Here is an 11,290-nt window from a genome sequence, read left to right on the forward strand (position 1 = left end):
GTCACGGCCGGGCAGCAGGGAGACAGCCCGTATCCCACCGCCGTTCTGGAAGCCATCCGGGTTCCTCGACTTGGGCTTGGGCGGGCCCGAATCCGCCCCCTTCGGGTTCGAGGTGACAAGGCGTATTCGTCGCGCGCGAACCGTGCGTATCTGCGTCGGCGCGGGATCCGCTGCACGATCCCGGAACCGGCCGATCAGGCCGGCCACCGCAAACGCCGAGGAACGGCCGGCGGGCGGCCTCCGGCCTTCGACCGTGAGGACTACAAGGCCCGACACGCGGTCGAGTGCGGTATCAACCGCATGAAGCGGAACCGGGCGGTGGCCTGCCGCTTCGGCAAGCTTGCGGGTCCGCTTCGAAGCCACCGTCCTCGTTGCTGCGATCAACGAATGGCTGTGACCGGCCGAAAGCATTAGCTGAGGGTCATAGACCGGCCGGCCAGATCTGGCGCTCACGGTGATGCTTCGTAAGCCTCGCGGATGGTTGCGGGGATACGTCCGCGGTCATTTACGAGATAGCCATTCGCACGGGCCCAGAGGCGTATGGGCTCATCCTCTGGACGGGGACCGAGCCTACGGGCCCTGCCAGGTTCGCTCCAGTCACCCGAGGAAACCCCTTCCAGCTGGTCCGCTACATCCTGGATGAAGGCGAACAACGAGGCGTATTCGCCGTCTTTGGGGGACGACCCCTCGGTCCAAGACCCCACGGTTCCGGTGCGCGTGTTCAAGAACTTCCCAAAGAAGCCGTCGCTCTCCGCTGAGATCGGCACCCACTCCCTGCGCCAGGACGGGTATTCAGGGTCTCCGGACGGTTCCATCTCCTCCATGGCCATCTTGTGGAGGTAGACACGCTCGATGTCCGTGAGACCGAGAAGGAGTCCGCCGCTGGGGATGACGCCCTGGCACCCCAGCGCCACCAGACACGATCGGACATCAGGTTGCCTGCCGGCATCGATGTCGTTCACCAGGAGCCACTGCTGCATCTCCCTTGGCAGTTTCAGGCCCATGCGTATTTCGGCTTCACTGATGGCCACATGGCTCCCCGGGCCGCCGAGGGCAGCGAAACGCCAGGGGCGTGCTGCTCAAGCCACGCGGTCACCCGGCCCCATGCCTGCCGTGCGTCCCCTGCCTCGGGCATCGGCATTCCACTCACGGGCGATCTCCAACTCGGTCGAACGCAGACAAACGCGGAGCACGTGCACCTGCGTTGCTGGCCCCCGGGGAGCACTGCCCGGTCTCCCAGGCTGTGGAGTCGTCTATCAGAGGAAGCGGCGACCGCTGATCATCCATAGGCAGACCGTACGCGGGGCCACTGACAACGAATGACTTCCGCCCGTTCCGCTGCGGCCCAACTACGGCGCTCAGCGACGCCCACCCAGCACACCGACAACTTCTAAAACACACTCTAAAGCGTGTTGCAGAAGGTAGTGGGCCGGGCATTTTCCTTGTATGGGTGGGGTGTTGATGGCTGAGTCGTTGTCGGTGGAGACGTTCGCTGGTCTGCGGATGCGACAGTTCGAGCGGTTGTTGAAGGTGGTGCGGGAGCGTGGCGGGAATGGTCCCGGTGGTGGCCGGCCGTAGTGTCTGCCGCTGGCGGACCGGGAGCTGCTGGTGGCCGTGTACTACCGCACGAATCTCACGATGCGGCAGCTTGCACCACTGTTCGGCATCTCGCCGGCAATGGTGTGCCGAGTCATCCAACGGCTGCGGCCTCTCCTCGCGCTCGAACCGGTATCCCGCCCTGCCGACGCCGCAGACCGGCTGTGGATCGTGGACGGCACTCTCATCCCGGTGCGCGACCGTAGGGTCGGCGCTTCGAGTCGCAACTACCGATTCTCGGCGAACGTGCAGGTCATCATCGATGCCGACACGAAACTGGTCATCGCCACTGCCCGGCCCGTCCCGGGAAACAGGGCGGATGCCCGCGTGTGGCGGGACAGCGGCCTTGCCGAGCACTGCGAAGGTGTCACCGTTCTCGGCGACGGCGCGTACATCAATACCGGCCTCGTCGTCCCGCACCGTAAACGCCCCGGCCGGCCACTGCTGGCGGGCGAGGAAGCCGACAATGCCGAGCATCGCCGGGTGCGTGCCCACGTCGAGCACGCCTTCGCCCGTATGAAGCACTACAAGATCCTCCGCGACTGCCGCCAACGCGGCAACGGCCTCCACCACGCCGTCCAAGCCGTGGCCCACATGCACAACCTCGCCCTCGCCGCATGAACAGGCCAGACACCAACCCACCCCTGGCCTGCCCACACCCACCCTTCTGCAACACGCTATAGCCGCCCAGTCAATCGCAAGCCCATACACCAGGGCAGGCACAGCCGGGCAAGTCCTTGTCCGCGCACGCGCCTATATGCCGGGGCGATAGCGGCGCAACATCCATGACCAGCGAGTTTTCCCAGCAGCTGTCAGGACAGCTGCGCCTCCAGCGCCATCAGCCGGTCGCCATCGGAGTTGAAGACCATCATGTCTTCCTCTACATACCTGGGAGCACACCGATTTCCAGCTCAGCCCGGTAGCCCGCGCAGCGCGCACAAGTCACCGGCTCCAGCTTGAGCAAGTGGTGCTCCAGCGACTCGTTCGCCAGCGAGCACGAGACGGCCAACGGTTTCAGGCTCACTCGTGGCGGTCAGCAGCGCAGGCCGAGGCTGCCCCAGCCGCGGCGCTCTGCCTCCGTGACCACCTCTCCCCAGTCGGTGAGGAGGTCGGCAAACGATTCGAAGGTCGTGATCCATCCACCGTGCCCCGCGTCAGAGTGGGCGAACGGTTCGCGTAGAAGTTCCAGTTGGGGTTCTGCCTGCCGCCACCATCCGGCGATCAGCGGTATGTGATCGGGCGGACATGACATCAACAGGTCCGGGCCCCAGGTGCACGGCCGCTCCGGCAGCCCTGAGCCGATCCCGGTGGTGTCCTCCAGAGCGTGCCAGAACAGCGCGTCGTTGAACGGGTCGAGTACTTCGCGCAGCTTCGGCTCGACGAACTCGCGCATGTGATCCCAGCGGTGACCGGCCCAAAAGTGCGGCTTGTACGAGCCGAATGTGTTCTGGAAGGCATACCTGCCGTACCAGTCCTCACCCGGCTGCGTCGACCACGACCAGCCATGCTCGTAGAGGTCGTCGCTGTACGCCTCTCCGAAGGCGGCATCGATCAGCAGGTCTACCCGGTCGTCGGGCGCTGCCGCCTCCACCCGCGGCCAGTCCACGATCAGCACCTCTACACCCACACCCATCACGCCAGCGTAGGACAGCGAGACGGATGTTGATCACTGCGGCGTGGGTGGCGGACTGGCTTCGTGCTTCGGCCCCGGAGTCCTAGCCCGGACACCAGGGAACAAGTAACCCGCCAGTAGGCTTCAGGGGGATCTGGTCACTCGCCGAGGGTTTTGACGCGGTTCGCGTACTCGCGGCGGGCCTTGCGCTGTGCCGGGATCGCCGTGGCGTTGTCGAGTGGCTGGCAGCGGTTGAGGAGTTGGCGGTGGACCTCCGGCGTGGTGCTGAGCCGCAGGGCGTAGCCCTGGCCACGTCGAACAGTCACGCCCTGGTCGAGCGCGCCACGCTCGGCGGGCTCCAGTTCGGTCGCGCGGAGGAAGTCCGCGACCTTGCCCGGCATGTCGAGGACGACCGGTAGTTCCGGAGCTGGGGCGTCTCGATCGGCGGCCGCGTATTCGGGCAGGAGATCGGCGACGGCGGTACGGATGGCACCGCGGCTGACGTCGTACTCGCGGGCGAGGCTGGCGATGGATTGGCCACCCAGGTACGCCGCGCGCACGTCGTCGGTCTTGTCGGCCGCGATGGCCGGGCGGCGCCCGCCCTTGTTGCCCTTGGCCTCGGCGGCCCGCAGCCCGTCGTACGTCAGCTCGCGCTGGAGGTCGCGTTGGAGTTCCCCGGCGGCTGCGAGGGTCTGCACCATGAACTTCACCGTGGACAGCAGCTCGCCGGTGCGCGGGTGGCGGGCGGTGAGGTCCATCGCGGAGAACGCGCCGTCGTGGATGCACAGGGCGAGATGATCGCGGTGGAGGACGTCGAGCACTCGAGCACATCCAGGATGTGCTGGGTGCCACGCACGAGGCGGAACATCTCGGAGATGTGCACGGTGTCGCCCGGCCGCGCATAGGTGAGCAGTTCGCCGAACTTCGGGCGCTCAAGCGGGTGGAGGCGGCTGGAGGTGCCGGCGTCCTCCTCGAAGACGACCGGGTCCTCGATCCCGGCCTCGGCGAGGACGAGGTTTTGACGGTCGGTCGACTGCTGGTCGGTCGACACCCGCTTGTAGACCAGGTCGGCCATGCCGCTCCCCGTTCTGGTGGTCGCATTCGACCCTAGCTGTCAGCAAACCCTGTCATCAGCCGCCGTTGGATCTCATTGGATCTGAGCTGTCGTCAAGCACCGAGAAGTCCGGGTCCATTGGACGCCCGTCGCGCCCGTCGCGCCTGTCGTCATTCGTTCGTTTTCCGACACTGGAGAACTTGGTGCGTGGCCCAGCCGGGAGTACCCGGATCGGGCCTGGTAGGACGATGACATACAAAGTCCCCCACGATGGGGCGTGGGCCACTCACCCTCAACGACCCTGGAACCTCACGATCCGGTCAGCGAACATCGCGGACATGTCCAGGAGGCGAGCTGAACCTTGAAGCGCAGCGTCTCCACCAAACTGCTCCACCACCGCGACGAAGGGCCCCTGCCGGAACCAGACGTAGCGGCCGATCAGCTCCGGCGGTATGTCGAGGTCGGGGCTGCCATCGCTGTGGTAGTAGGTCTGCTCCCGGTACTCGAAGAACTGGCTTTCTTCGCCTCTCTTGGCTAACTGCACCTTTGGGTGATTTGGGTGATGGCTGTTGACGAGACCCACATACGCGAGATGGGCCGAGTCAGCATCCGGGAATGCGAACAGGACGAAATCGACGGAGTGGCCGGTGCCTTCGACGCCGTCGTACGTGACGTTACCGGCGGCTGTGGCTTTGTGGCATTCCGGCACCGATTGGCAGGAGGGAACGCGAGTGGCAGGCGCGAATTCAGGCGCTTCAGCTTTGGGGAACAGCTTCGCATCCACGTCGCTTCGCTCCGGGAGCATCTTGCGGATCGTGGCAGTGCCCGCGGCCGACGCCGTGACGCTGGGTTTGGAATCGCTCGCGCCGTGCCGGGTAGTCGTCTGGCTGTTCGGCGTGTCATCGGTGTTGATCAGTCTCACGCCGCCGTACGCGGCGAGCGCCAGCAGGATGAGTGCCAAGGCGATTGCCGCTGCGAGCAGCATTCGTCCGGCAGACGTGTTGTTGATCGTCAGAGGGCCCAGCGCTATCTGGTTGTGTTTCAGCCGGCTGCCCGTGATGACCACACTTCCGGTGGTCTGCTGGGTGGATGCGTGAAGAAGTAGGGCCAGCCGATCAGCAAACTCGGCGCCGCCGCTGATTTCGTCAGTAAGGGCGGCTTGAACATCCTGTTGGGCAGTGGGATCGCTGGGTGAGGCGCTCAAGCCGTCCAGAGCAGTACGACCGCGAGCGGAGTGGTTCAGCCTGTCTTGTATGAGCTGGGATGTTGCCGTGCTGGCTGCGCCCCCCAGGACGGAGATCAGAGCCTGTGTAGCCATTGCCGCCAGGTCGTTCTGGTTCACTCGACACCCCCGTGTGTCATCTCAGTCGTGACATTGTCGCCATGTTCGCGACACGCCGCGACTGCTTCGCCAGAGGAGCCAACGGCTCCAGGCGCGAGTGGCGCGATCTGCCGCTTTCACGAGCCCGGCACGAACTGGGGTCGTCGGACCGGGGGCTGACGCCTCTGACCCTCACGGGGTGGATCGCGCGGCCTGTGCCGCATCGTTGGCTGCCTGCCGGGGGCGGGGAACAGAGGGGCGCCAGGTCGAGCCGCTTGTCCATCTCCAGCCGGAACGTGCCGTACGGGCTGATATTCGACCAGAAGTGCGTGGTCAGCCCGCGCCGGTCCTCGTCCGAGAGCTTCTTCGCCCACGCGGGGTCGGCAAGAACACGCTGAAGCAGCAGGGTGTTGATGTGGACGAGGCTGGACTGGAGAAGGTGGAGCGCGAGCATCGAGGTCTCGGCGTGCTCCTTGTCCGGGCCGGTCAGGGCGCCGTCCTTGCCGTAGTGCAGCACGATGTTCGCCGAGTTCCAGTTCTCCACGACCTGCAGGCCACTGTGGATCTCGCAGCACAGGTCCGGGCTGGCGAGGTAGTCGCACGCGAAGATGGTGCGGACCGCGCGGCCGAGTTCTTCGAGCGCGGCGTAGGTGGGGTGTTTGGGGCCGCCGCGGGTGAAACGGCGCAGGACCTGTTCGGCCTCCGTGGTGCCCAGGCGCAGGGCGGTGGCGTACTTGACCATCTGGTCGTACTGCTGGGCGATCAGGTCCCACTTGATGGCCCGGGTCGTCAGCGAGGCGCCGAGCGCCGGCCAGCCGGGCGGGGTGTCGTCCGGGCGGTACAGGCGGATGCTGCCGATGTTCTTCAGCCTCGGCAACAGACGGAAGTTGAGCAGCTCGGTGAACGCGAACCCGACCACGGAGGCGCCGTGCATGTCTACGTAGTTGGATTCGATCTCGGTGTCCGTGCCGTGCCGCAAAAGACCCTCGATCATCGCCGCGACCTCGGACGACGAACAGCTCTTGAGCTGGGAGTAGATACAGACGCTCTTGCGCTCCACGTGCCAGTGGATCATCACGCCGTTGCCGCCGTAGCGGGCGTGGTACTCGGTCATGAAGTTGCTGGACCAGGACCCGAACTTCTTCGAGTCCGAAGCGCACGCCGTGCCCTGGCCCCACCCAGCGGTGTCCCGGGCGGCGAAGGTGGAGTTGACCAGCTTGCGCAGGGCGGCCCGCAGGTTTTCGACGGTGATGAAGTGCCGGCGCACGTGCCGTAGCGCCGCCTCACTCTCGCCGTGCTCGCCGGTCGCCACGATGGCCCGGATGCCCATGTTCGTACCGAGGGCGAACAGGGCCAACAGCAGGCGTCGTTGGAGGACGGCACGGCCGATCCGCTCGTACGCGGCGATGGAGGCGAACTCGTCGGTGAAGCCGGTGTCGAAGTCGGCGTTCTTGAGCACGTCCAGGAGGTCGAGCACACCCCAGCGGCGTACGACCTCGTCCTTGAGCGCCTGGAGGCCGGTGGGCTCGTCCAGCTTCTCCAGCTTCGGCACGGAGATCCACGGCTCACCGTGCCGGGTGGTCACGTTCACCCCGCCCGACGAGCCGTCCGCCAGCGCGGCCGTGAGCCGGTCCAGGCCGTTCGTCATCCGTTGCTTCAGATCCGTGATGAACTCCGCCGCGTCCAGCGGCTGACGGATCGCCGCGTAGTGCACGGTGCGGGTGGCCTCGAAGTCACGGGCAGATCGTCCTCCGGGTCGCCCCACCGCTTCCCGCCCTCGACGAAGATCTCCCGGCGCCCGATCGCATCGCGCAGCACAACCAGGACACACAGCTCGTACGAGATGCGCTCGACCCTGCCCTTTTCGTCGACGACGGCCTCGCGCCAGTTCGGGGTCGGTTCGCTGGTGAGGCGTCGGCTTATGAGGTCGATCATTGCGAGGTTGATCATGCTTGCCTCGGCTATGCCCTCGCCCCGGCCCGGGTCCGGCGGGGGTTCCGGAACCTGTGTGCGAAGGCACCGTCACCAGCGCGTGCACCAAAACCTTCCCGTCCCGGCCCCGGCCGCCCGCCTGGTTCGAAGAACCGCCACTCGGCCCACGTCATGACGTGGGCCGAGTCCTCGCGACGGGCGAGACATACGCGCGTCCCGCACATCACAAGAAGGGCACCAACCCCGTCGAAACGGCTGAGCGTCAAGTTCAGGGCAGGTCGCCGAGGTAAACGGAGCCGTTCGCGGCCTGTTCGGTGCCAAGTGCGACGAGAGATGCCGTCAGCCCGAGCGGAAGCAGGACCAGTTCGCTGGCCGTGACCAGGGGATGCCAGATGACGGCTGATTGCGTGCGATCTGGCGCCGTCGCTGGCGACGTGGCGTCGGAGGCCGGTTGAGCTTTGAAGTACAGCTGAAGTTGCTGCAATTGGGTGCGGTGATACGGGTTGGCTGGATGCCGTTCTGGCAGGTACTCGCGGACCCAGAGCAGATCACCGATGGTGACCTGCAGTCCGGTCTCTTCCTTCACCTCCCGGCAGGCGGCCTCGGCAGCCGTCTCACCAGGCTCTACACGCCCGCCGGGCAGAACATGGAACTCCCCGTCATTATCGCGATGCCGAATGAGGAGGACGCGGCCCTCCCGGTCCACGACGACTGCGCGAGCACTGACCCGCAGCTCGGCCTCGCGTGTACGTAGTTCGGCACTGGACTCTGAGAGCGAATGATCGTTCATCCGGGCAGCCTATGGGCACACGCAGCCGCGATGCCGCGCTTGGGACTGCGTGAGACGTCGACGGACGCCGTGTTCGAGGATCCCGCCAACTCCCAAGGGTTAAACGACAAGCTGAGGGCATGTTTCAAAGTCGGTGGTGGTCGTGCAGTCGCATAATCGGTACTTCGGTGAGGGGGGGCTGGGTGGCTGGGGGTTGGGTTGGGGGTCCGGGTGTTGCGGTTTTCTTGGCTTTGTCGGGTCCCGGCGTCATCGTTTCTGGCTTCGTGGGCATGTCAGGGGGCTTGTGGACGAGTGTGATGTCCCGTCATGTCTTTGGGGTGAGCAGGGCTGGAGGGTGTCCAAAAAGGGTCGCGCAGGTGTTTGATATTTTGTATCGTCAGAAAACTACTGATCAGGGGGATTTCTATGATTCGTCGTGTCTCGCTGGCGGCCGCTGCGTGTGCGGCCGTCGGTTTTTCGTTTATCGCTGTTCCGGCTCATGCGGCTGGAGTCGGGGCGTCGTCTCCCCACGTGTCGCAGAAGGTGATGTCAGGGTCGGACCATGTCAAGTGCACCACTTTGAGCAAGGGGCAACTCTGCATAGCCATGAACAGCCGGCCCCAGTCCATCGATGTCTTCTACACCAAAAAGGGTGGCTCGAACATCAAGGCGCAACTCGGGTATCGCATGGGTGGTTCGTCGTCGTACGACAGGCTGGAGACCATCAGTGACGGTGACCGGGCCACCAGTACCTGGAAGATGAGCTGGCCCTGCAAAAAGACCGTTGGCTTGATCAAGGTCCAGGGGCAAGGGACTTTCGAGACCCCGGCGGCGGTGTTCCCGGGCTGCTGATGAGGTAGCGCAGGACGACAAGGGGGAAGTGAGCTGGGGAGCAAGGTGGAGGATCGTTCTCGTGCTGGGCGTACTCGGGTGGCTCTGGCAGCTCAGCGAGAGGCTGTGGCTGTCGTTGTGGCCCTGAGAAGATCGGCCGGAATGGGCTAGCACACGCTGCCGGTAACACCACCCCCGAGGGGCCCGCCAGGAGCGGGCCCCTTTCGTATGTCCGCACGCGCTCGCCAGGAGCAGGCGCCCGCCGCACCGGGAGTGCACCATGAGCGACACTTCGACGAGCGGCACCCCGCCGCCGTGCCGCAGCGGCCCGGGGCTTTTTTGCCCGTTGGTCAGGGTGCATGATGGCACGCCAGGCCGTCCGTGGCTGGCGCTCTGCCACTGCCGGAGGAATTCCGGGCGCCTCTGGCCTATTTGTCGAATCCGGTAGTGCGGGCATCGGGGCTGCGGCATCGTCGTCTCCGGTATCCCGTGTGAGGTGCACTCGGCATAAGCGAAATGGTGGTGCGAGGAGGGGCGGGAGTCGTGGACGACGGGGGAGTTCGGCGCCTCGCACGAGGGCGCGGTTGGTGTGCTCTGAGATGACGGCGCCGTTCCAGGTCCTGTCTTCTTCCAGGTGAACTCCGGGGGAGGTGGGTAGTTGGTCTCGCGGTGGAGCGTCTACGACGGCCACTTCGCCCACGTACTGCGGGCGGCCGCGCTGCGCGCGGTGTGCTCGTGTGGATGGTTCGGCACAGAGCACCGACTGGCTGGGACGAGATCGGCGACCGGAAGCTGATCGAGGCGGCGGACGGCACGGTGGACATATGCGTGCAGGACTGGGACGCGCACACCGCTGAGGTGGAGGAGTCGACCGTTCCCCTGCCCAAGACGGTCACGGCCTTGCTGGCTCAGCTGCAGGAGGGGATTGAGAAGCTGGTGAAGGCCTCACCGGTGGCGGCTGTGCGGGCAGTTTGCTGGCTGGGAGTGACTGCCGTAGAGGTTGGGTGCTGGTCAGCCCGTGATGCCCGGCGGGACACGACTGCTGAGCGGGCCGCTGTCGCCCTCGGACTGAGCGAGGACGAGGCGCGGAAGCTGATGGCTCGCTTTGGCTGCTGGAGCCCTACCTCTGAGCAGCGTCGGGCCGGGTGGCGCGGGCGGGCCCGACCGCCGGTGACGGGATTGCCCGGCCAGAGCACCGCCGTGGCGGCTCGTCACCTGCCTGGACGGACTCTGCACGCGCGCAAGCCAGAGCCACGTCTACGATTTCCTGTGAGGCGTCAGGGTGGAAGAGGCTGCCTGGGGCAGTGCAGGTCCAGGTGGAGCGTCGCGATGGTGCTGTCGCCGTGATGATGTTGTCAGTATGTATGGCTACGGTGTTCGCACTGGTCACGCAGCTGCACCCGGACAGGGAGCGGGAGCAGCTGCGTGCACCCTGGCGGCGGTAACTGCGCCCTGTAGCACGCTACTTCGTAGGCAGGGCCGTGCTGGACGGTGGGGCGCTCACCGAGGCGGAGGTTGAGCTGGCGCGGGCGGTGCTTGCGGTCGTGCTGCTGGCGGGGCTGGTGCCGTACCACGCTGAAGCGGTCGCGGACGGTGAGGAGAGCTGCGTGGGCCTGGTCCGGTGCCGGGCAACGACTGCGCGCTGCGGGTGATGTGGCAGCAGGATGCGGAAGCCGTCGTCCTGCCGACGGATGTCCAAGACGCCCGGCAAGCCGCCATGCACCAGGCTCTGTGAATGCTCCTGGCGGCTCACCGGCTCTGGGTCGAGACGGTCCGCTTGGCCAGGGCCGGTCGTCCTTGGGTCCGGTCGTCACCCGTGCGGGTGGCGACCGGGCCGTTATGACATGTGTATAGCCGACCCGTGGCTTCATCCGGGCCAAGTGGCTTCGTGGTGGCCTCATTGCCGAGAGTTGGCCCTGGCCAAGGTGGGTGGGCCATCGGACCGAGTAGGAGCGGGCCAGGGCCTGGAGTGTGATGCCACATGAGTTGTCACACCCGTGACCGACGACCGCACCAGCACATTCCTATGGCTAGCCTGGCGGCATGGAAGCAATCCTGGTCAGTGCGTGTCTGCGCGGGGTGATGAGGATCCGCATTTTTCCCCAAGTGCGCTCCGATTCCCCACTTGGTTCAAGAGCGGATGAAGTGAGGAAAGTGGGGATCGCCGAGCGTGCG

10 protein-coding genes and 3 pseudogenes are annotated in these 11,290 nt (G+C 65.8%); 5 read left to right on the forward strand and 8 right to left on the reverse strand.

Annotated features, from left to right (window positions below; all coding sequences use genetic code 11):
- A pseudogene (locus tag AB0I10_RS38320) lies at positions 1 to 397 on the forward strand (transposase); the annotation flags it as partial.
- Positions 398 to 449: 52 nt separating this feature from the next.
- Here AB0I10_RS38320 and AB0I10_RS38325 read toward each other — a convergent pair.
- A complete protein-coding gene (locus tag AB0I10_RS38325) occupies positions 450 to 1,004 on the reverse strand; it encodes a histone-like nucleoid-structuring protein Lsr2 (protein WP_363157383.1) in 555 nt (184 codons plus the stop codon).
- Between the two features lie 442 nt (positions 1,005 to 1,446).
- Between AB0I10_RS38325 and AB0I10_RS38330 the strand changes: the two are divergent.
- A pseudogene (locus AB0I10_RS38330) lies at positions 1,447 to 2,217 on the forward strand (transposase family protein).
- 412 nt (positions 2,218 to 2,629) lie between these two features.
- Here the strand turns inward: AB0I10_RS38330 and AB0I10_RS38335 are convergent.
- The 6 genes from AB0I10_RS38335 to AB0I10_RS38360 all read right to left on the reverse strand — a co-directional run bounded on the left by AB0I10_RS38335 (position 2,630) and on the right by AB0I10_RS38360 (position 7,533).
- On the reverse strand, positions 2,630 to 3,229 hold the full coding sequence (locus AB0I10_RS38335) for a hypothetical protein (RefSeq protein WP_363157374.1): 600 nt from the start codon (positions 3,227 to 3,229) through the stop codon (positions 2,630 to 2,632).
- A gap of 137 nt (positions 3,230 to 3,366) precedes the next feature.
- Entirely contained in the window at positions 3,367 to 4,029 is a 663-nt protein-coding gene (locus tag AB0I10_RS38340; protein WP_363157375.1) for a hypothetical protein, read from the reverse strand.
- Positions 3,915 to 4,283: a recombinase family protein gene (locus AB0I10_RS38345; RefSeq protein WP_363157376.1), complete on the reverse strand. Its 369-nt coding sequence runs from the start codon at positions 4,281 to 4,283 to the stop codon at positions 3,915 to 3,917. The genes AB0I10_RS38340 and AB0I10_RS38345 overlap by 115 nt, the downstream gene beginning before the upstream one ends.
- A 271-nt stretch (positions 4,284 to 4,554) precedes the next feature.
- On the reverse strand, positions 4,555 to 5,604 hold the full coding sequence (locus AB0I10_RS38350) for a hypothetical protein (protein WP_363157377.1): 1,050 nt from the start codon (positions 5,602 to 5,604) through the stop codon (positions 4,555 to 4,557).
- Between the two features lie 16 nt (positions 5,605 to 5,620).
- Positions 5,621 to 7,297 carry a transposase gene (locus tag AB0I10_RS38355; RefSeq protein ID WP_363157378.1) on the reverse strand — a complete coding sequence of 559 codons (1,677 nt, stop codon included), beginning with the start codon at positions 7,295 to 7,297 and terminating at the stop codon, positions 5,621 to 5,623.
- On the reverse strand, positions 7,240 to 7,533 hold the full coding sequence (locus tag AB0I10_RS38360) for a hypothetical protein (protein ID WP_363157379.1): 294 nt from the start codon (positions 7,531 to 7,533) through the stop codon (positions 7,240 to 7,242). The genes AB0I10_RS38355 and AB0I10_RS38360 overlap by 58 nt, the downstream gene beginning before the upstream one ends.
- Before the next feature lie 18 nt (positions 7,534 to 7,551).
- Here AB0I10_RS38360 and AB0I10_RS38365 point away from each other — a divergent pair.
- Positions 7,552 to 7,805, forward strand: a pseudogene (locus AB0I10_RS38365) (transposase); the annotation flags it as partial.
- Here AB0I10_RS38365 and AB0I10_RS38370 read toward each other — a convergent pair.
- Entirely contained in the window at positions 7,784 to 8,305 is a 522-nt protein-coding gene (locus AB0I10_RS38370; RefSeq protein ID WP_363157380.1) for an NUDIX domain-containing protein, read from the reverse strand. The pseudogene AB0I10_RS38365 and the gene AB0I10_RS38370 sit on opposite strands and share 22 nt — an antisense overlap.
- Before the next feature lie 405 nt (positions 8,306 to 8,710).
- On the opposite strand from AB0I10_RS38370, the gene AB0I10_RS38375 reads away from it, so the two are divergent.
- Positions 8,711 to 9,136 carry a hypothetical protein gene (locus AB0I10_RS38375; RefSeq protein WP_363157381.1) on the forward strand — a complete coding sequence of 142 codons (426 nt, stop codon included), beginning with the start codon at positions 8,711 to 8,713 and terminating at the stop codon, positions 9,134 to 9,136.
- Positions 9,137 to 10,596: 1,460 nt separating this feature from the next.
- Positions 10,597 to 10,767 (forward strand): hypothetical protein, encoded by a 171-nt coding sequence (locus AB0I10_RS38380; RefSeq protein ID WP_363157382.1) that lies wholly within the window; start codon positions 10,597 to 10,599, stop codon positions 10,765 to 10,767.
- Positions 10,768 to 11,290: the final 523 nt, after the last annotated feature.

The sequence above is a fragment of the Streptomyces sp. NPDC050636 genome, from assembly GCF_040654775.1.
Classification (GTDB): domain Bacteria; phylum Actinomycetota; class Actinomycetes; order Streptomycetales; family Streptomycetaceae; genus Streptomyces.